Below are 16,677 nucleotides of genomic sequence, written 5' to 3' on the forward strand. Positions count from 1 at the left end.
CGCCAAGCCGAGGGCCTAGATCTTCTCGCTGATCTTGATGGCGGCGCGGCAGCCAGCCTGGATCACGGCGGTCAGCAGCGGATAGGCGACGGCTTCGTGCGCGCCTTCCTCAATGGCGATGTCACGGTGGCCAAGCTCGTCGTTGCGGAACTGGGTCAGTTCGGCGGCCAGGGCCGGATCGCGGTCCTTCAACTCTTCGATCTGGCCGGCATAGTGCTTTTCGATCACCGTCTCGACCGCCTCGGTGCAGGCGTGGGCGGCCTTGTCGCCCAGCAGGGCGGTGCCGGCCCCCAGCGCGAAGGCGGCGGCGCGCCAGACCGGCGACATCAGGGTCGGGCGGACCTTGCGCTCGGCCAGCAGTTCGTTGAAGCGGCTCAGGTGGACCTGCTCGTGGCCCTCCATCTCCCGGAGTTGGCTGGCGATGCGCTCGCGGCCCGGCGCGGCGCGCATGACGGCCGCCTGGCCGCGATAGATGTGCACGGCCGCCAATTCGCCGGCCTGGTCGACGCGCAGAATCTCGGCAAGGCGCGAACTCAGGGCGCCTTGGCCAGGGCGAGAGGGGATCGGACGGGTCATCACGGCGTCTCTATCTTGCGCAGGCCCGCCAACACCGACCAGACGGTCAGCTTCAGCGAAACCAGGGCGTTCCAGCCCGCCATCGACAGGCCCAGAAATACCCAGGCGGCCTTGTCGCACATCGGCGGCTTGATCTTCAGCGAGCCGTCCAGCATGGCCGAGAGGTTGGCCGCGCTGGCAGCGCCGCTGCCGGTGCAGGTGGTCGGACCCGGCCACCACTTCCATTCGACGCCTGCGTGGAAGGCGGCCAGACCCGTCCCGTAGAGAAAGATCGCGCCCAGCAGCAGGTTCACCGGCTGGCGAAGACGGGGCCACAGCGGCGTGCGCTGCAGGACGGCGCCGATCACGCCGACGGTCCCCGCGACCCAATAGACCTCGCGGGCCTTCAGGCAGAGGTGGCAGGGGGCGAGGTGGCCGAAGGTCTCGAACGCATGGGCGATGGCCAGCATCAGCGCGCTGGACAGGACCGCGACCAGCGGCCAGTGGCGCGTCATCAGGTCGTAGACGACGCCGATGAAGGTCGGGGCCTGAGCTTCAACCGGCGCGGGCGCGGAGCCGCGCACCGGCGTGGCGGCCAGGGTTTCAGTCTTCGGATCGTCGCTCATCACGCGGCGCAAGCTCCAGCATGTCCGCCCCCACCGATGAAATGGCTGGCGCCGAGGCCGATGACAATGAGGGCGATCAAGATTCCCGCGAACAGGGCCAGGCGGCGCTCGATCACCGGCATCATGGCTGGGCCGAATTTCTTGACGATGAAGGCGACCATGAAGAAGCGCGCGCCGCGGGTCACGGCGGAGGCGGCGACGAACACCGGGAAGCTGAAGGCCGCGACACCGGATGCGATGGTCACCAGCTTGTAGGGAATCGGGGTCAGGCCCTTGGCCAGGATCACCCAGACGCCGTACTTGCCGTACCAGCACTGGAACTGCTCGAGGCCGCCGGCGTGGCCGGTGGCCGACATCATCCAGAGGCCGAAATCGCGCAGGAAATAGCCGATGGCCCAGCCCAGCATGCCGCCCAGCACTGAACCGAGCGTGCAGATCAGGGCGTAGCGCCAGGCCTTCTCCGGCTTGGCCAGCACCATCGGAGCCAGCATCACGTCCGGGGGAATCGGGAAGAACGAGCTCTCGGCGAACGAGACGGCGAACAGGCTCGCGGGAGCGTGTCGGGAAGCGGCCAGGCCCATGACCCAGTCGTACATACGGCGCAGCATGCGAACTCCGAAGAAACCTGTTGCGCGTTGCTAGCAGGGCCAAGCGAGCTTGTCCGCAAGGATGTCGGCGCGCGCGGCTTCCCGGCCCACGCGCGCCGCGCCCTAGAACTTCAGCGCGAGGGAAACGCTGTAGTTTCGACCAGGCTGGCTGTAGCCGTCCTTGACGGTCGAGCTATCGGCCAGGCCGCGCGCGTCGCTCCACCACCAGTACGTCTCGTCGGTCAGGTTGAAGACGCCGGCGCGCACGGTCACCGCGTCGGTCACCGCGAACCAGGCGGTGGCGTCGGCGACGGTGAACGACGGCGGCGTGAAGCACCCGCCAGTGCAGGTGACGCCCGCGCGGCTGGCCGACTTGCGGTCCGCGTGGATGACGCTGAGATCGCCGCCGAAACGGCCCGTCGGCGCGCGGTAGGCGACGCCGCCGGTCAGCTTGACGGGATCGATCGAGACGAGCGGGGTGCGCACGCCGTTGGTCTTGGACGAGCCCTTGGAATACGAGGCCGCGGCGCGCGCCGTGAAGCCCTTGCCCAGGTCGAACGAGGCCTTGGCCTCGGCGCCGCTGATCTTGGCGTCCGACAGGTTGATGTACTGGTAGACGGCCGGATTGGCGGCGGTGAAGTTCCCGCCGACCTGCACCTGCTCGATGAAGTCGTCGTACTTGCCGGTGAAACCGGTGACGGCCACCCGCCAGCCGCCCTGGCGCAGGCGAACGCCGCCTTCCAGGGTCTTGCTGGTCTCGGGCTTCAGGTCGGGGTTCGAGATCGACTTGTAGTTCGAGACCAGGTTGGCGAAGCCGGTGTTGATCTGGATGGGGGCGGGGGCCTTGAAGCCGGCCGCGGCGTTGGCGAACACGGTGACGAGGTCGCTGGCCTCCCACACCAGGCCCAGTTTCGGCGAGATGTGCGAGTCGTGCTGGCCGGACGCGGCCGTCGTGAACAGCGGGTCGCTCTTCGGGTCCAGCTTGTAGTAGTCGAAGCGGACGGCCGGATAGATCGTCACCGGTCCGGCTGTGATCTCGTCCTGCGCATACAGGCCGGCCAGGGTGAAGTCGGTGGTCGGGAAAGCCTTGCCGGGGAAGGTCTCGCCGGCCGGCGGGACCGTGCCGTCGCGCGTGCCTTGCTGGCGGGTGAGCGAGGCGTCGCCGCCCCAGACGATCTCATGCTTCAGCGCGCCGGTGTCGAAGACGCTGTGCAGCTCGACACTGGCGCCCAGGACGCGGTTGTTGAATGTGGCGTCGCGGGTCCGGTCGGCGGCCGTATTGCGATCCTCGGCCGAGACCTGGCGGGTCGTGCTCTTCTGCCAGTAGACGGTCGAGCGGGCGGCGTTGATCAGGCGTTCGCCGCCGTCGAAGCGGTGGTCGGCGCTGACCCGGTTGCGCTTGATCTTGTCGAAGGCGGTCAGGCCGATGACGCTGGTCGCGGCCAACGGCGGCTTGGCGATGGCCGACAGCACGGTCCAGTCGACGTCGCGATCCATGTGGTCGACCGTCAGGCGGAAGCGGTTCCTGTCATTGGGGCTGTAGATCAGCTTGCCCAGGAACGAATTGGACTGGTTGTCCTCGGGATTGGCGGTGGTGCGGTCGGTGTTGGCCGAGTCGTTGGTCCCGGCCGTCTTATGGCCCTTGCCGTCGCGGCGGGTGTAGGCGGCCAGGGCTTCCCAGCGGTCCGACTTGCCGGCCAGCAGCAGGCTTTCGGTCCAGCTCTTGTCGGCCGAGGCGTAGCCCACGCGGGCGCGGCCGGCGAAGGTCTTGCCGTCCTTCAGGATGTCCGACGGATCCTTGGTGATAAAGCTGACGGAACCCGCGAGACCATCGGCGCCGTACAGGGCCGAGGCGGGGCCGCGCACGATCTCGACCGACTTCAGGATGTCGAGGTCGACATAGTCGCCGCGACCGATCGACTGGGCGCCGAAGGCGAAGCCGTCCGGCACGCGCACGCCGTCGACGACGATCAGCACGCGGTTGCCTTCCAGGCCGCGGATGTTGAAGCCGGCATTGCCGTCGCGGCCCGTCGAGGAACCGGCGGCGGTGAAGCGGGCAGGGGCGTTGCGGACGGAAACGCCCGGCTCGTCGCGGACCAGATCCTTGATGTCCTTGACCAGGCCGTCCTCGATCTCGTCCGAGGAGATCACGGTGACCGTCGCCGGGACCTTTTCGACCGACTTTTCCGAGCGCGTGGCGGTGACGGTGACCTTGTCGACCTCGACCGCGTCGGCGGCGTTGTCGGCGGCCCAGGCTTGAGAAGAGGGCGCGGCGGCGGCCAGGAGGGCGGCGGTGGAGGCGGCCGCGAGGGAGGCCAGCTTCAGGCGAGACATCGATATCCCCTTCGATGGTTGTTGCGACTTGCTCGCAATTTGATGGCGGTGGCCTAAATCGACCCGCCAGACCGGTCAAGCTATTTGCAATTGATTCTCAGAACTAATCGCAATATCCCAAGCCTCGCCGCGACTGGCGCGGCGCCTGGGGTGTTTGCCGATGATCCGTTCTCTCCGCGCTGGCCTGCTGGGCGGCGCGCTTCTGCTCAGCCTGGCCGGTTCAGCCGCCCAGGCTCACTCGCCCTATCTGCTGCCGACCGTGTTCGACGCCTCGGACCGCAAGCTCGTCACCGTGCAGGGGGCCTTCACGGAAAGCTTCTTCACGCCGGAGGTGGCGATGAAGTCGGACGCCTACGCCGTGATCGGCCCCGACGGCGTCCGCGTCGCCCTGACCCCGGTCTACACGCGCGAGCTGGCGCTGGTCGAAGCGGTCACCGAGAAGCCTGGGACCTATCGCATCACCACTGGCCTACGCGGCGGCCGCGTCGCCAAGGCCGCCCTGGTCAAGGGCGAGTGGCGGTTCTTCGAGGGCGACAAGGCTCCGGTCGACGCCATCGACATGCGGAGCCTGACCCTGGCCGACGTCTATGTGACGCGCGGCGCGCCCAGCGACGCGGCTCTGGCCCCGATCGGCAAGGGTCTGGAATTCCACGCCATCACCCACCCCAGCAAGATCATCACCGGCCAGGACGCCGTGTTCGAGGTGCTGTTCGACGGCAAGCCGCTGGCGGGCCAGGCGATCACCTTCCAGGGCGCCGACGACCGCTACGCCGACACCAAGGCCGCGCCCAGGACCGTGAAGAGCGACGCAAAGGGCCGCTTCGTCCTGAAGGTCGACAGGTCGGGGATCTACCAGGTCCAGACCCGCTACCGCGTCGCCCCGGCCGCCGCTGGCCAGCCCGGCCAGAGCTTCACCTACGCCCTGACCTTCGAATCCCTCCGCTAGGACATCCCATGAAGACCCGCACGATCCTCACCACCGTCGCCGTCCTCTCGCTGAGCGCCGGAACCGCCTTCGCCGCTTCCCACGCCCGCGACACCTTCATCAAGGAGCAGGACCAGAACGGCGACGGCGTCGTCACCAAGGACGAGTACGCCGCAACCCGCGCCCTGCAGTTCGCCGCCACCGACGCCGACAGGAACGGCGCGCTGTCCCGGGCTGAATATGTCGGCGAGTTCAAGGCGCGCTTTGAGAAGAAGCTGGCCACGGACGCGCGTACGCCTGAGAAGAAACAAGAGGAACGCGAGCGCCAGATGCGCCAGGCCGATGTCCGCTTCGACGTGCTCGACAGCGACAAGAGCGGCGCCATCACCCGCGCCGAGTTCGATTATTCCGGCTGGCGGATGTTCGTGACGCACGACACCAACAACGACGGGACCGTGTCGGCCGCCGACCGGGTGAAGGAAGACCCGCGGACTTAAAAGGACGGGCGGCGCGTCGCCGGATTTGGATTTTCAGCGTTTCGTGGCTATCACCGCCGGCCAAGACATGGGCCGCGCTGCCCCGACCGAAAGCTGAAGACCATGAGCGACACGCCTCCCGACCGCCTCTCCGTGAACCCGGCCAGCCCGTACTACGACGCTGACCTGCTGGAGCGCGGCATCGGCATCCGTTTCAAGGGCGTCGAGAAGACCAATGTCGAGGAATACTGCATCAGCGAGAAGTGGGTGCGGGTCGCGGCCGGCAAGACCGTGGACCGCAAGGGCAACGCCATGACCCTGAAGCTGCAGGGCGAGGTCGAAGCCTATTTCCGCGACACCGCCGAAGGCTGAGGCCACTTCGGTGAGCCATCCCATGGGCGATCCCGACCTGGAGGCCATGGCGCGCGACGAGCTTTCGCGCGCCGTGACCCTGCGCTGGCAGGAGCTGCGCGGGATCGTGCCCTGGGGCGACACCTTCGAGGGCATTTCCCCCGCCGGCCGCTATGTCGAGGTCGAGCGCAGCTACATCTGGGCCTCGACCGAGGGCGGCGACATCCTCTGCGAGGTGAGCGTCTTTGGCGGTCCGTCGCGCTACGAGGCGGGCGCGCGGGTCTCCAGCATCATTTCCGCCCGATGATCAGAACCTTGGCCGTGCATCGATAACGCTGTTGCGTTAACCATAGGCCGCGCTACTCGACGCGTGGCGTGTGGGGCCAAGGGGGATCGCCGTGTACCAGTCTGAATTTCCGGTCGAGCAGCCGGTGCCGGTCTTCGACCCGACCCTGGTTTTCCTGCTGATTCTCGCCGGCGTCGCCATCGCCGCCCTGGCCTTCTTCGCCGGCCGCCTGACGGGGCGCGGCGAGAAGGGCGAAAAGACCAGCGACGTGCCCAAGAAGATCCACGAGGCCATCAAGGCCAAGTGCGTGGCCGCCAGCAGCGCCCATTCCGGCGAGCTGGAAAAGAAGGCCCACGAGTTGCTCGACGAGGTCAGGCGCCTGATCGGCCCGCTGCTGATGTTCGGCGGCCCCTGCGCCAAGGCTTTCAAGCACCTGTCCGACGCCATCGACGGCAAGCCGCCCGAGGAGAAGCCGAAGGAGGGCCACAAGGACGGCGCGGCGCACGACAAGCATGACAAGCACGGCGACGACGCGGTCTGCGCCGTCCATGGGGCCGAAAAGCACAAATGCGACGACAAGTGTCGCGGCGGGGGCGTCGAGGTGCTGAGCCGCAACGTGACGATTGTCGGCTCCCAGACCGTGCTGCTGGCGTCCTACAAGCCGGACGCCAAGCACGACGACTGCCACGAGGAGCCCAAGGGGCCCGACTCGAAGGAATTCAAGCAACTGCTGCGCCTGGCCGTGGCCGAGTTCGCCGACTTCTGGAACCGCCCCAACTGCCTGCGCGAGCTGGAAGACTGCCAGAAGTCGCTGACGACCCTGCCGCCCATGCCCAAGGAAAAGCCGCACGCCGCCGACCATCATCACTAGGACAGATCGACATTCAATGACCGGCGTTCTGATTCAAATGTCGATCGGTCCTGAACTCCCCGAGGCATAAGAACGCCGTTCAGGTGGGCGAGACGGCTATTCTCTGCCCAAGGGGCGTGCGAAAGTGGTTCTTCGTTCGAGCGAACTCGCCCCGCCGTTGAGGCGCGGGCCGGGGACGCTCACACCAAGAGGACGCGTGGGCCGACGCCATGGCCCGATCAACGCGCAATGGATTGGCGAAGGCCGCTCCTCTAGAGGCGGCTGCGCCTGGGAGGACGAAAGGAAGGGTATGACCGCGACGGTCTCTCCGATCACGTCTGGCGCGCCCGAAGCGCCCGAGGCTGGTGTCAGCCTGATCGACTACGTGCCTTATCGCCTGGCCACGGCGTCGGCGGCGGTCAGCCGCCTGATCGCCCGCGCCTACGAGGACCGCTTCGGCCTGACCATCCCGCAGTGGCGGCTGATGTCGGTGCTGGCCGAGGGCTCGCTGACCCCGCACACCGCCGTCACCCGCACGGCGATGGACAAGGTCCGGGTCAGCCGCGCCGCCCAGGAACTGGTCGTCCGCCGCCTGGTGGCCCGCACGACGGTCCGCTCGGACCGCCGCTCGCACACCCTGGAGCTGACCGCCGCCGGCCGCCGGCTGTTCGCCGAGATCGCTCCGCTGGCCCTGGCCTATGAGGCGACCCTGCTGGCCGGCCTGGCGCCCAGCGAAGTGGCGATGTTCAAGCGCCTGCTGGACCACCTCGAGACCGCCGCCGTGCAACTGACCGGCGGCGAGACGATTGCGCCGCCGTAGCCGTTTCACGGCCCGTCGCTAAACCGCGTTCTGAAGACTGGAAATCGCCGGCGACGCCTGTTAGGAAGACCACCCTTCGCGGAAGCGCGAAGCCTGCGGGCGTGGTGAAACTGGTAGACGCGCCGGACTCAAAATCCGGTTCCGAAAGGAGTGTCGGTTCGACCCCGACCGCCCGCACCAACAATCTTTTCAATGACTTAGGGCTAATTCACCCCACCTTGGGGAAGAAATCATGCGTTCCGCAGATTTCCCAGCTTTTCCAAAGATTTCCCAGCTTTCCCCAGAAGTCCCGCGAACTCCGAGCGCACGATGAGCGCACAAAGGTTCGTTAGGTGTTCCGGCCGAGCAGCATGGCCTCGGAGCGCTTTGCCAGGTCGGCGTCGCCCTCGACGTCACGCCAGAGGTGGCCGTAGAGGTCCATGGTCATCTGCAGGCTGGAGTGGCCGGCGAGCTCCTGGACGCGCTTGGGGGATAGACCCTGTGCGATCCACAGACTGACGGCGGCATGGCGAAGGGTGTGGGGGCCGAAAGCCTGCACCGGCCGGTTCTTCCCCTTGGCGTCCGGCATCATCTCGACCAGGCCGGCGCGCCGCATCAGCGGGAGCCAGCACTGGCGCATGAAGTCGAGGTATCCCCACACGGGCCGGCCGTCGGGATGCGCGAAGAGGCGCCCGGACTTCATCGCCCGGTCCGAGCCATGGCCATTGTGCATGAACGCAGGGCAGGGGCCGCGCCGCAGACGCCAGGCCTTCACCGCCGATGCGGCGGATGGGCCCACGGGGATGTCGCGGCGGGCGCGCTTAGTCTTCACCTTGCCGATGATCTCATAGTGGCGGTCCAAGCGTTCGCGGACTCGCAGCTCGCCGCCGGCCTTGGCGACGGTCACGGCGTCGTCGGCCAGGCCCAGCATTTCCGAGATGCGAAGGCCGCCGAAGAGCAGGATGTGAACCGCGGCCGTGTCGCGCTCCGGATGGTCGCCTTCGGTCGCGGCTCGCAGGAGGGCGGAAAGAACTTCCTTGGTGGGGATGTTGACCTGATCCTCGCCTTCGTCGGGCCGTGCTGTCGACTCCACCTTGCAGGCGCTAGCGGGGTTCATCACCAGGTCGCCCTTGCGGACGGCGAAGTCGCACCACGTCACCAGCACTCGGCGCATCCGGCGCGTGAGGTCCAGGGAGCCAGAGCGCACGAAAAGGTCGTCGAGGAAGGCCTGGACGCGCGGCGTCGTCAGGTCCGACAGCTTGACCGCGCAGAAAGCCTTATCCGCCTTCAGGTGGCGCTCGATCGAGGTCGCGTATCCGTCCCGGGTCACCGCCTCGCGGACGCCAGCCTTCACTAGGCCGTCGAAATGCTTGTAGTGGGCCTCGGCCACGTCGAGGAGCGTCTTATGCGCGGATCCGACGATGCGGGCGCTCTCTACCTCGCGTAGCCATGTCTGGGCGTCGGTCTTCTTGTCGAAGACCTTGGACACCCGCTTGCCGTTGACGTCCTTGCCGGCGGCGCGCCACTTCGCGGCGGCCGAGCCGTCCTTGCGCGTCTGGCCGGTGAATTTCTGGACGTGTCCCATGTCGCGCGATTAGAGCGCTCGGCGAGCGGCGCGCGTCAAGCCGCCGACCGCGAAAGCGTGTCTTCACCCTTGAGCCATGCGGTCAACTCGGACTTGAAGGCGTAGATCCCCACGCCCTCGCGCTTGCGGATCGGGCAAGAGCCGCCCCGCTCGCGGACGTGGTAGACCTTCCGCTCGGTCCAGCCCAGGAACGCGGCTATTGCCGGCACACCCTCGATATAGTCGTGAGCCAGGGTCTCAGCCCCCATGTCCGCTCTCCTTGGTCTGGAGGGCGCGGAGGAGGGCGGCGCAAAGGGCGAGTGGCGCGGACCATCCCTCGCCGTGGATTCCTCCGCGCGATGCGCCTCGGTGCCAGACCATGGCTTCGGCTAGCCCGTGGGGTCCGTCCGAGGCATCGACGCGATAGCCGCCGCCGATCTTCTCTCCGATCAGCGCCACTATGGCGTCTAGGGAAGTGGTGTATGGCGGTGGCGGAGGAGACGACCACCCATCCCCGACCCAGCCAACGCTCGCCCCGTCGCAGCCGCTCCGGTTTCTGAAGCCTCTGAGGTGCGGATAGGTCGCCTCGGCAACATCGTGTGCTAGCTCCTGGCTCCCACTCTCCGCCTTCTCCAGGCGCGCGATGAGCTCAGCGTACATCGCGCTTCTCCTCAGTCATGAGAGTGTGAACTTGGCCATCGTCGTCGAGGTGATAGCGCCAGATGATCCCCGACACCTGCCCCTTCGTCAGGCCTAGGGCAGCGGCGATCGAGACGTATTTCTCGCCAGCGCGGCGGCGGGTGAGAACCTCCTTAAGGGTCTTGATCGGCGGCGCAGGAATCTTCGGCGCACGGACGCGGTAGCCTGCGGCCTCGCAAACTCGGATCGCGTTCTGAAGCTCAGCGTGCATCGGGCGTCTCCTGGTTAAGAGCGGCGCGGCCGGCGGGCAGGCCTTGAGCTTCAAAGGTTCCGAACTCGGACCGCTCCCCGATGATCTTGATCAACCCGCGCGCCTCAAGCGACTTGGCTGTCCGCCATTCGTGGCGGTGGCATTCGACAAACGGATAATCGGCATCCTCGAACAGGTCGGTGAGAAAGCCTTTCTGGATCTTCGTCAGGCTCACGGCTTCACCCTGCATTGGTCTTGTCCTTGGTGAGGGCTCCAATCTCGATCACGGCTCCATTCTCGAAGCGCAGTTCGCAAGTATCGCCGCGTGCGATCCTGGTGAAGATAGCTTCAAGGTCGTCGCGATACTTGTCGGCCCGCTTGTTGGCCCAGTCCAGTTCGACCTTCAGCTTTTCGGCGGCAATGATTTGCCCCCAACGATCATCGGAGCGGAACGACGGTTCGCTGATGTTCAGGTGATCGGCCATCTACGCGTCCTCCCCTTCAGAAGAGGAGGGTTCAGCCGGTGCTTGATCGCTAGGCTGAGAGTGGACGGCTTCGCCGCCATCAGGAGATCGACTTTCCAGCGCGGCGCGGGTCTTGTGCATCGCCGAGACGCGCGTGATTTCTTGGAAGATGCGGTCCACTTCGGACATGCGTCCGCCGAACTTGCCCCGGCAGTGCGCAGCGGCGCGGTGGATGACGTTCAGGTCTTCCTCGGCCTTTTCCGCTCGCTTACGATCGGCAGCGGCCAAGTGCTTCAAGGCCCAGAACATGCCCGCTTCGAAAAGCTCCACGGGATCGGCGTTGCGGCCGACTCTCTCGTAAGTGGATCTCGTGAACCGGCCTAGCGCCGTCAGGTGGTTCGGCTCGTAGTCACCGGTGAAGCCGGTCAGTTCGAGCGAGCGCGGGGAGGGACCCGCGTCCGCGCACTGGTCCTTGCCAAGCCCCTGGGATGAACCCTGCTCTTTTGGCCCTTCAGGGGTAGCCGGTACGGCGGAGAGCATGGCCGCAACCCGCTTGAGCGTTCGGATGCAGCCCGGCGCGCGAGACCACTCGCTACTTTCCAGATCGGAGATCACGCCTTCAAGTTCGTCGATCGCCGCTGTATCGGCCTTAACAGGGGCGGGGTGGGCGAAGGGGGGGCCGCGATCAGCCAAGGCATCCAGCGTGAGGCCGACCCAGAACGCCGCGATCCCGATATCAGCCGCGCCAGGGCTCTCGCAACGAGGCGTCGAGCTTTGCCCCTGGCGCCGGTTCGCGACGCTCACCGCCAAGCTGCGGCGGTCATCGGCGGTCCACGCCACCGGCTCTTCCCGCCCCGGCCGCTCGGCTGAGACAGCGGAACGATCGAGGTCTGCAAGGTCAGGCCGATCGGGCGGAGGCCGGCGAGTGTTCCAGCCCGAAATGGCGGCGTGTCGAGTGTTGGCGCGATGGGTCTTCACGCCGCATCCGCACTGCACGACCCAGCCCGACCGATTTCCATAGCCGTTGGTCAGGCCGATCGGCATGGGCGCCGAGGTCGAGAAGCACCACGGGTTCGGGCACGGCTTCAGGTCTTCGGCCATTGGTCTAGCCTCCGGTCTTCGGGTTGGTGAGGGCGGCGGGAGGCTTGGCGTGGCGGATCTCGTAGAGCCGGTCCTTGGTCACGTACTCGGTGAAGACGTCCGGACAGGCGTTGCAATGCCAGTTGATGAAGTCGAACCCTGCGCTATGGCCCGCGCCCCAGTCGAAGAGCGTTCCGCCGCAAGCGCACGGCTGATTGGCCCGATGGTCATGGACGTCAGCGTTGTTGCGCTCGACGCTGTAGTTGATGGGGCGGCCGCCGGGCGTGGGATCGTGCCGGATCAGCTTGCCCATTTCGGGGTCGGGCATCTTGCCGGCCAGGGCGTCGGCGATGATCGGCAAGCATCTGTGGGGATAGGTAGACCACCCGTCCCACACGCCGTGAGCGGCGCGCGTGGTCAGGCCATGCCGGACCATGACCTCCACGGCCCACTCTTTGGCGTAGTGCCATGCGTAGCGGACGCCTGTCGAATTGCCGCCCTTTCCGACCTTGAACACCTCGCCGCAGACCGTGAGTTGTCGACGGAGGCCGAATGTCGGCACGAAGCGACCGTATTCGTGGGCGGCGCATATCCGCGCTCCGGCCTCGACGCGGGCCTTTGAAATCCTGGCCCAAGTTGGACCCCGGAAGGGGTTCGCGAAGGGGGCCTGGATCGCCGCCTCCAACTCAGCGGCTGTCGTTGCCGCCGACATCCCGGCCAAGTAGTCGGCGAGTTTCATCGCAGTTGCCATCTACCCCTCCCTATCGGTCTGTTCGGCCACAGCAGGGGGAGGGGCGCGCTTGACGATCGTGACCTCGCCGGCCGCCGCTTCTTTGAGGCCGTCGATGATCCGCGCGCCGTCTTCCCCTTCCCTCGCCACCCGATCAGCGAACGGGGCGAGAGCGGCGCGCGTGTAAGCCTTGGCTACCCATCCCGCAATCTCGCGAGCGCGGTCGTCATCCTCGGTGTGATTGCTCACGATCAGCACGGCGTCGTGGATCGTGTCGAGGTTACCGGTCATCCCGATCGTCCGCCGCGCCGCGATCGTCTCCGCACTCCAGCCCGTCAAGTGACTGGACGGGTCCGGCAGGGAGGGCGCAGCCGGTGGCGTGGCGATCGTGTCGAAGCCGCGCGCGGTCGCATCCACGCCGGGCCGCATCGCGGTAGGCTTGCTGGAAAGCTGGGCGTGCCAGTTGGCGAGCGCCGCCGACGTGCTGATGGTGTGGTGCTTGGCCTTGTCGAGGTCGCCGGCCAAAGCCGCCGCGAGCGCTTTGCCGCCCAGGTAGCCGAGCAGCCAGAACCAGTCCTGCGGCCCCTTTCCCGTGTCGTGCTCAGCGCCCCAGCGCTCGACCTGATGCGCGGCTTCGATCTGCACGCCCAGCAAGAAATCACCAATCTCGGGCTTGTTGATCAGCCCTTCCAGTTCCTTGATCCGCTCTGCCTGACGGGCGTAGTCTGCGAGGAAAGCGGTGATCGCCTCGTTGGCCTCCGCCGTCGTGTAGATGCCCATGTATAACGTGAACGGTGACTTCTCCGTCATCTCGGTCAGGATGCTACGGGCGCGCTCTACGGCGGCCTGGGTGCTGGGGTCGGTCATAGCGGGCGCTTCCATTCGATCAGAGGCGTGTCGTACGCCAGCATCAGGGGGTGACGAGGGTGGCCGTCCTGCGCCATGCCGAAGCACATCAAGGGCCGGCCTATGCCGTCAGCGAGTTCGGCAATCCGACGCCAGCGGCGGCGAAGGTGCTTCGGCAGCTTGGCCAGTGGACCCCAAGCCACGATCACGGTCGGAGCGGTGCGGATGATGTCGGCCAGATGATCGTCGTTGTCGGGGCCGCTAGGATCTCGCACACGCTTCAACTCGTTCACGTCCGTGGCGCGGTATGCGAACTTGTTGCCGACGATCGCCCAGCCCGCGCCCATGCGGTTGCTGAAGCCGATCACCTTGCGAATGGTGGCGTCGTCCTCGGTCGCGTCAGCGGTCGAGGGGTTGACCATGATCCAGGCGACCGCGCCGGCTCCCGCCAGAGCGTGACGCTCAAGGCGATAGCGGTAGAGGCCGCAATCCGAGATGACGGCGCTCACTGGTCGCCCCCCTTCTTGGCGTTGAGAGCGCGATCACACATCGACGCCGCTTCGATGACGCGGCTCTTCTCATGCTTTTCGCCGTCCAGCAGATGTTCCCGGACGCTCTTCAACGCCTCTTCCGCCGTCCTGGCGCGGGCCTCAGCGGCTTGCTTCCCCTCCAGCAGGGAGATGACAAAGGCGGGGTTGAAGGTGGCGATGAACTTGGCGTTGGCGTCCACGTCGGCCTTGGTGCAGGACGTGGCGCCGGGGCCGCCCATGCCGACTATGGCGATGGTGTTGCCGAAGTTTTCCGCGCCGCCGACGTGGACGTGCGCCTGGTGGAAATCGGGCATAGGGGGCTTGGAGCCAGTCGGCCGCGCTTCGGTGTTATGCCACTTGCCTGGCGTTGCCGCCTTCGCGATAGCCAGCAGTCCTTCAAGGGTTGGTTCAGTAGTCATGGGAGGGTCCGATTTGTTGCTGGTGGCGGCTTTACTCTTCTCCCCCATGGCTCTACCCAACCTCCGCCGGGCCCGTGGACGTCTCCGCCCCTCCTGCCGTCTCAGGGGTAGGGGAAACGCCGGGCTGATCGCCGTTCAGGTTGCTGACGATCCAGGCGCGCATCCGCTCCCATCGAGCGCGCGGCGTCTCATTGAACCGCCCCTCGTCGTTCTCCCACATGACCTCACAAGCCAGGGCGTGGGGGATGGCGAAGAGTGCGGCGACGGCCTCGTGATCATCAGGATCGACCACGCCAAGCGCCGTGCCGCGCGCTGCTCCAACAGCGCCAAGCGTGCAGAACGCCCCTTCGGCCTGAAGGTCGTTCTTGATCAGTTGCGGATCAGGAAGTGCGTCGAGCGCTGCCAGAGCCTCGCGAAGGAACGCCTGCCCCTTCTTGCCGCGAATTGAACTAGTGACGGCGCCGCGCCAGCGGATCAGCGACCAGTTCTCGCCGTCGAAGTCGTGAGAATAACCGGACCTGCTCATGCGGCACCGCCGAGGGCTTTGGCGATGACAGGGTCGATCTGGTCGCGGATAATGTCGTCCATCACCTCCTTGGCCATGACGTTCATGGCGGGTTGCAGAGACCGCAGGATGCCGCGCATCTTTTGCAGCGCCCCCAGCATGTCGGGTGCGGCGGCGATCAGGGCGGCGTTCGCCTTGTCCTGATCTACGAAAGCGCTGCCGGGACGGTTGACGTGCGCGATGACGTACGGGCGGCCGTAAGCCGTGACACCGCCCCTGATCGGGATCTTGCTGTCGAAACAGGTGTGGTCCGTCGTCCACGGCCCCGGTGAGCCCTTAAAGGTCGCGCCGCTCATGCTGCACCGCCGAAATCAGCGTCAAAGGGGTCCTCGGCGCTAGGCGCAGCCGCCTCGGGCAGCGCGTCCCAGTCGACCTCGGGCGTCTCGCCGCGTTCGATCTGGCCCCGCACCTGGGCGGCAGCGGCCATGAACTGCTCTAGCGGGATGTTGTCGTCGCCCCCGGCGCGGAGGGCGTTGCGCACGATGGCCTTCGCCGCGTTCTTCAGCGCCGCTTCGCGGGTGAAGAAGCGCCGCCCGCCGCCACGCCAGACGAGCGCCTGCTCTTGTTCGACGTGCGGGTAACCAGTGAGCGCAGCCGTCGCAGGAGCGGTCTGTTCATCCCGCGAACCGCAGGGCGGTGCATCCGTTCCGGGAGACCCGCAAACGTCTTTTTCGAGGTCAGACATCAAGCATCTGCTCCTTTAGGGGGGCGGAGAGAGGGTGTTTCGTCACCGGTCAGGAAGCGGGCGTAGAGGTGCGCGGCGTTGTCGTAGGCGTCGACGCCCACGGCATCCCAGAAGTCGCGCTCCTTGCGCTTGTGCTGGTCATGCTGGTGGTGGTTGAAACAAAGGGGGTTGGCGAACCGATCGTGGTTCTTCGCCTGCAGGCCTGGATTGTGAGAGCCAGCCGCGACGCACGAGTACCGGATGTGGGCGGCCTCGACCCGTCCGCCGCAGCCGCCAAGATGGGCGGCAGCGCAGGGCTGGCGCCGAACGAAGGCGAGGAAAGGCTTGTCGAGTTGGCGCTTGTCCTTGGCGTTCGGCAGGGTCGACGCTTTCCATGCCTGAACGTGCTTGATCGCAGCGGCCTTACGCTCCTTGCGTTTGGCGGCCTTGTCTTGGCGAACGGCCTCGTAGGCTTGGCGGAGTTCCGGCGAGCGGAGGGTCATTGAAACGCCTCCGGGTTTTCCGCGTAATCCATCCGGTCGATCGCGGACGAGACCATGGACATGCCAGCGTCGACGATGCGTTGGTCCAGAACGTCGCCATGCCGGCCGGCGCGGCGGATCTCACGCCAGAACCGGAACGTGGCCTTGATGTCGCCGGAGAACCGGGCGGCCTCTTCGCGGGCGACGGCGATGTGATAGCGGAGGGTCACGCCGCCTCGCTCTGCTTAGCCAGAGTAGCGGGCTCGTGGAACGTGACGCCGTGTTCGGCCCCGAACGCCTCGATGAGCGTCATCAGGTCGCCGAGTTCGGCCTTGGTCATTCGGCTCGTATGCATCCCGAGGAGTACGAAGCCGCCGTTCAGGCCAGGAACCACGTCCAGGCCGTGGTTGGCGCTTCGAAGGGCCGCCGTGAAAATGTCCTTCCACGCCTCGACCGTGCGCTTGGTTCCGCTACCGACTGGCCACTCGACTTGGCGCGCCACGTCAGTAATCATGGCGTGGAGCCTCGCGTTCTGCGGAAGCGTCCGGCCAGGGGCCGATACTTCCATGACGCTATTGACCGGCGCGGCGTCGATAAGGCGATGCGCCTGTTGACGGCGGTAGGCGCTGGATATGATCACGGTCGGGCCAGACAT

26 protein-coding genes and 1 tRNA gene are annotated in these 16,677 nt (G+C 66.6%); 7 read left to right on the forward strand and 20 right to left on the reverse strand.

The window, feature by feature from the left end:
* Positions 1–15 precede the first annotated feature (15 nt).
* The 4 genes from ACW175_RS07220 to ACW175_RS07235 all read right to left on the reverse strand — a co-directional run bounded on the left by ACW175_RS07220 (position 16) and on the right by ACW175_RS07235 (position 4,102).
* Positions 16–576: a demethoxyubiquinone hydroxylase family protein gene (locus tag ACW175_RS07220; protein WP_492103914.1), complete on the reverse strand. Its 561-nt coding sequence runs from the start codon at positions 574–576 to the stop codon at positions 16–18.
* Positions 576–1,184 carry a disulfide bond formation protein B gene (locus ACW175_RS07225; RefSeq protein WP_492103915.1) on the reverse strand — a complete coding sequence of 203 codons (609 nt, stop codon included), beginning with the start codon at positions 1,182–1,184 and terminating at the stop codon, positions 576–578. Before ACW175_RS07225 ends, ACW175_RS07220 begins: the two co-directional genes overlap by 1 nt.
* Positions 1,181–1,789 (reverse strand): YqaA family protein, encoded by a 609-nt coding sequence (locus tag ACW175_RS07230; RefSeq protein WP_492103916.1) that lies wholly within the window; start codon positions 1,787–1,789, stop codon positions 1,181–1,183. The genes ACW175_RS07225 and ACW175_RS07230 overlap by 4 nt, the downstream gene beginning before the upstream one ends.
* Positions 1,790–1,891: 102 nt before the next feature.
* On the reverse strand, positions 1,892–4,102 hold the full coding sequence (locus tag ACW175_RS07235; protein ID WP_492103917.1) for a TonB-dependent hemoglobin/transferrin/lactoferrin family receptor: 2,211 nt from the start codon (positions 4,100–4,102) through the stop codon (positions 1,892–1,894).
* A gap of 160 nt (positions 4,103–4,262) precedes the next feature.
* Here ACW175_RS07235 and ACW175_RS07240 point away from each other — a divergent pair, with 160 nt between their 5' ends.
* From ACW175_RS07240 to ACW175_RS07270, 7 genes are all read left to right on the forward strand, one after another.
* Positions 4,263–5,048: a DUF4198 domain-containing protein gene (locus ACW175_RS07240; RefSeq protein ID WP_492103918.1), complete on the forward strand. Its 786-nt coding sequence runs from the start codon at positions 4,263–4,265 to the stop codon at positions 5,046–5,048.
* 8 nt (positions 5,049–5,056) lie between these two features.
* Positions 5,057–5,524, forward strand: coding sequence for an EF-hand domain-containing protein (locus ACW175_RS07245; protein ID WP_492103919.1), 468 nt, complete (start codon positions 5,057–5,059; stop codon positions 5,522–5,524).
* Positions 5,525–5,626: 102 nt separating this feature from the next.
* Positions 5,627–5,875 (forward strand): DUF3297 family protein, encoded by a 249-nt coding sequence (locus ACW175_RS07250; RefSeq protein ID WP_099576618.1) that lies wholly within the window; start codon positions 5,627–5,629, stop codon positions 5,873–5,875.
* A gap of 46 nt (positions 5,876–5,921) precedes the next feature.
* A complete protein-coding gene (locus tag ACW175_RS07255) occupies positions 5,922–6,161 on the forward strand; it encodes a hypothetical protein (protein WP_492104920.1) in 240 nt (79 codons plus the stop codon).
* A gap of 91 nt (positions 6,162–6,252) precedes the next feature.
* Positions 6,253–7,011 (forward strand): hypothetical protein, encoded by a 759-nt coding sequence (locus ACW175_RS07260; protein ID WP_492103920.1) that lies wholly within the window; start codon positions 6,253–6,255, stop codon positions 7,009–7,011.
* Positions 7,012–7,300: 289 nt separating this feature from the next.
* A complete protein-coding gene (locus tag ACW175_RS07265; protein WP_492103921.1) occupies positions 7,301–7,810 on the forward strand; it encodes a MarR family winged helix-turn-helix transcriptional regulator in 510 nt (169 codons plus the stop codon).
* Between the two features lie 95 nt (positions 7,811–7,905).
* A tRNA-Leu gene (locus tag ACW175_RS07270) sits at positions 7,906–7,990 on the forward strand.
* Positions 7,991–8,138: 148 nt separating this feature from the next.
* Here the strand turns inward: ACW175_RS07270 and ACW175_RS07275 are convergent.
* The 16 genes from ACW175_RS07275 to ACW175_RS07350 form a co-directional block, all read right to left on the reverse strand.
* The gene (locus tag ACW175_RS07275; protein ID WP_492103922.1) at positions 8,139–9,374 is read right to left on the reverse strand and encodes a tyrosine-type recombinase/integrase; all 1,236 of its coding nucleotides are present in this window, start codon (positions 9,372–9,374) and stop codon (positions 8,139–8,141) included.
* A gap of 35 nt (positions 9,375–9,409) precedes the next feature.
* A complete protein-coding gene (locus ACW175_RS07280; RefSeq protein WP_492103923.1) occupies positions 9,410–9,622 on the reverse strand; it encodes a hypothetical protein in 213 nt (70 codons plus the stop codon).
* 380 nt (positions 9,623–10,002) lie between these two features.
* Entirely contained in the window at positions 10,003–10,263 is a 261-nt protein-coding gene (locus ACW175_RS07285) for a hypothetical protein (protein WP_492103924.1), read from the reverse strand.
* The gene (locus ACW175_RS07290; RefSeq protein WP_492103925.1) at positions 10,253–10,477 is read right to left on the reverse strand and encodes a hypothetical protein; all 225 of its coding nucleotides are present in this window, start codon (positions 10,475–10,477) and stop codon (positions 10,253–10,255) included. Before ACW175_RS07290 ends, ACW175_RS07285 begins: the two co-directional genes overlap by 11 nt.
* A gap of 4 nt (positions 10,478–10,481) precedes the next feature.
* Positions 10,482–10,727 (reverse strand): hypothetical protein, encoded by a 246-nt coding sequence (locus tag ACW175_RS07295; RefSeq protein WP_492103926.1) that lies wholly within the window; start codon positions 10,725–10,727, stop codon positions 10,482–10,484.
* On the reverse strand, positions 10,728–11,807 hold the full coding sequence (locus tag ACW175_RS07300) for a hypothetical protein (RefSeq protein ID WP_492103927.1): 1,080 nt from the start codon (positions 11,805–11,807) through the stop codon (positions 10,728–10,730).
* Positions 11,808–11,811: 4 nt separating this feature from the next.
* Entirely contained in the window at positions 11,812–12,537 is a 726-nt protein-coding gene (locus ACW175_RS07305; RefSeq protein WP_492103928.1) for a hypothetical protein, read from the reverse strand.
* On the reverse strand, positions 12,538–13,383 hold the full coding sequence (locus tag ACW175_RS07310) for a hypothetical protein (protein ID WP_492103929.1): 846 nt from the start codon (positions 13,381–13,383) through the stop codon (positions 12,538–12,540).
* Complete coding sequence (locus tag ACW175_RS07315) at positions 13,380–13,871, reverse strand: DUF1643 domain-containing protein (RefSeq protein WP_492103930.1); 492 nt, start codon at positions 13,869–13,871, stop codon at positions 13,380–13,382. Before ACW175_RS07315 ends, ACW175_RS07310 begins: the two co-directional genes overlap by 4 nt.
* Positions 13,868–14,359, reverse strand: coding sequence for a hypothetical protein (locus tag ACW175_RS07320; protein WP_492103931.1), 492 nt, complete (start codon positions 14,357–14,359; stop codon positions 13,868–13,870). Before ACW175_RS07320 ends, ACW175_RS07315 begins: the two co-directional genes overlap by 4 nt.
* 4 nt (positions 14,360–14,363) lie before the next feature.
* Positions 14,364–14,837 (reverse strand): hypothetical protein, encoded by a 474-nt coding sequence (locus tag ACW175_RS07325; protein ID WP_492103932.1) that lies wholly within the window; start codon positions 14,835–14,837, stop codon positions 14,364–14,366.
* The gene (locus tag ACW175_RS07330; RefSeq protein ID WP_492103933.1) at positions 14,834–15,172 is read right to left on the reverse strand and encodes an XkdD/Y8K6 family phage-associated protein; all 339 of its coding nucleotides are present in this window, start codon (positions 15,170–15,172) and stop codon (positions 14,834–14,836) included. The genes ACW175_RS07325 and ACW175_RS07330 overlap by 4 nt, the downstream gene beginning before the upstream one ends.
* Positions 15,169–15,561 (reverse strand): hypothetical protein, encoded by a 393-nt coding sequence (locus ACW175_RS07335; protein ID WP_492103934.1) that lies wholly within the window; start codon positions 15,559–15,561, stop codon positions 15,169–15,171. Before ACW175_RS07335 ends, ACW175_RS07330 begins: the two co-directional genes overlap by 4 nt.
* Entirely contained in the window at positions 15,561–16,043 is a 483-nt protein-coding gene (locus ACW175_RS07340; protein ID WP_492103935.1) for a DUF968 domain-containing protein, read from the reverse strand. Before ACW175_RS07340 ends, ACW175_RS07335 begins: the two co-directional genes overlap by 1 nt.
* On the reverse strand, positions 16,040–16,252 hold the full coding sequence (locus ACW175_RS07345) for a hypothetical protein (RefSeq protein ID WP_492103936.1): 213 nt from the start codon (positions 16,250–16,252) through the stop codon (positions 16,040–16,042). Before ACW175_RS07345 ends, ACW175_RS07340 begins: the two co-directional genes overlap by 4 nt.
* Entirely contained in the window at positions 16,249–16,677 is a 429-nt protein-coding gene (locus ACW175_RS07350; RefSeq protein ID WP_492103937.1) for a recombination protein NinB, read from the reverse strand. Before ACW175_RS07350 ends, ACW175_RS07345 begins: the two co-directional genes overlap by 4 nt.

This window comes from Caulobacter sp. FV1ye6ST (assembly GCF_058681225.1).

Bases quoted from the DNA above. Each gene is read 5' to 3' on its own strand.
- ACW175_RS07265 (WP_492103921.1), top strand. From the start codon at position 7,301: ATGACCGCGACGGTCTCTCCGATCACGTCTGGCGCGCCCGAAGCGCCC.
- ACW175_RS07335 (WP_492103934.1), bottom strand. From the start codon at position 15,561: ATGTCTGACCTCGAAAAAGACGTTTGCGGGTCTCCCGGAACGGATGCA.
- ACW175_RS07245 (WP_492103919.1), top strand. From the start codon at position 5,057: ATGAAGACCCGCACGATCCTCACCACCGTCGCCGTCCTCTCGCTGAGC.
- ACW175_RS07230 (WP_492103916.1), bottom strand. From the start codon at position 1,789: ATGCTGCGCCGTATGTACGACTGGGTCATGGGCCTGGCCGCTTCCCGA.
- ACW175_RS07300 (WP_492103927.1), bottom strand. From the start codon at position 11,807: ATGGCCGAAGACCTGAAGCCGTGCCCGAACCCGTGGTGCTTCTCGACC.
- ACW175_RS07295 (WP_492103926.1), bottom strand. From the start codon at position 10,727: ATGGCCGATCACCTGAACATCAGCGAACCGTCGTTCCGCTCCGATGAT.
- ACW175_RS07255 (WP_492104920.1), top strand. From the start codon at position 5,922: ATGGCGCGCGACGAGCTTTCGCGCGCCGTGACCCTGCGCTGGCAGGAG.
- ACW175_RS07325 (WP_492103932.1), bottom strand. From the start codon at position 14,837: ATGAGCAGGTCCGGTTATTCTCACGACTTCGACGGCGAGAACTGGTCG.
- ACW175_RS07285 (WP_492103924.1), bottom strand. From the start codon at position 10,263: ATGCACGCTGAGCTTCAGAACGCGATCCGAGTTTGCGAGGCCGCAGGC.
- ACW175_RS07320 (WP_492103931.1), bottom strand. From the start codon at position 14,359: ATGGGGGAGAAGAGTAAAGCCGCCACCAGCAACAAATCGGACCCTCCC.
- ACW175_RS07280 (WP_492103923.1), bottom strand. From the start codon at position 9,622: ATGGGGGCTGAGACCCTGGCTCACGACTATATCGAGGGTGTGCCGGCA.
- ACW175_RS07305 (WP_492103928.1), bottom strand. From the start codon at position 12,537: ATGGCAACTGCGATGAAACTCGCCGACTACTTGGCCGGGATGTCGGCG.
- ACW175_RS07350 (WP_492103937.1), bottom strand. From the start codon at position 16,677: ATGTCTGGCCCGACCGTGATCATATCCAGCGCCTACCGCCGTCAACAG.
- ACW175_RS07310 (WP_492103929.1), bottom strand. From the start codon at position 13,383: ATGACCGACCCCAGCACCCAGGCCGCCGTAGAGCGCGCCCGTAGCATC.
- ACW175_RS07340 (WP_492103935.1), bottom strand. From the start codon at position 16,043: ATGACCCTCCGCTCGCCGGAACTCCGCCAAGCCTACGAGGCCGTTCGC.
- ACW175_RS07275 (WP_492103922.1), bottom strand. From the start codon at position 9,374: ATGGGACACGTCCAGAAATTCACCGGCCAGACGCGCAAGGACGGCTCG.
- ACW175_RS07235 (WP_492103917.1), bottom strand. From the start codon at position 4,102: ATGTCTCGCCTGAAGCTGGCCTCCCTCGCGGCCGCCTCCACCGCCGCC.
- ACW175_RS07250 (WP_099576618.1), top strand. From the start codon at position 5,627: ATGAGCGACACGCCTCCCGACCGCCTCTCCGTGAACCCGGCCAGCCCG.
- ACW175_RS07220 (WP_492103914.1), bottom strand. From the start codon at position 576: ATGACCCGTCCGATCCCCTCTCGCCCTGGCCAAGGCGCCCTGAGTTCG.
- ACW175_RS07330 (WP_492103933.1), bottom strand. From the start codon at position 15,172: ATGAGCGGCGCGACCTTTAAGGGCTCACCGGGGCCGTGGACGACGGAC.
- ACW175_RS07240 (WP_492103918.1), top strand. From the start codon at position 4,263: ATGATCCGTTCTCTCCGCGCTGGCCTGCTGGGCGGCGCGCTTCTGCTC.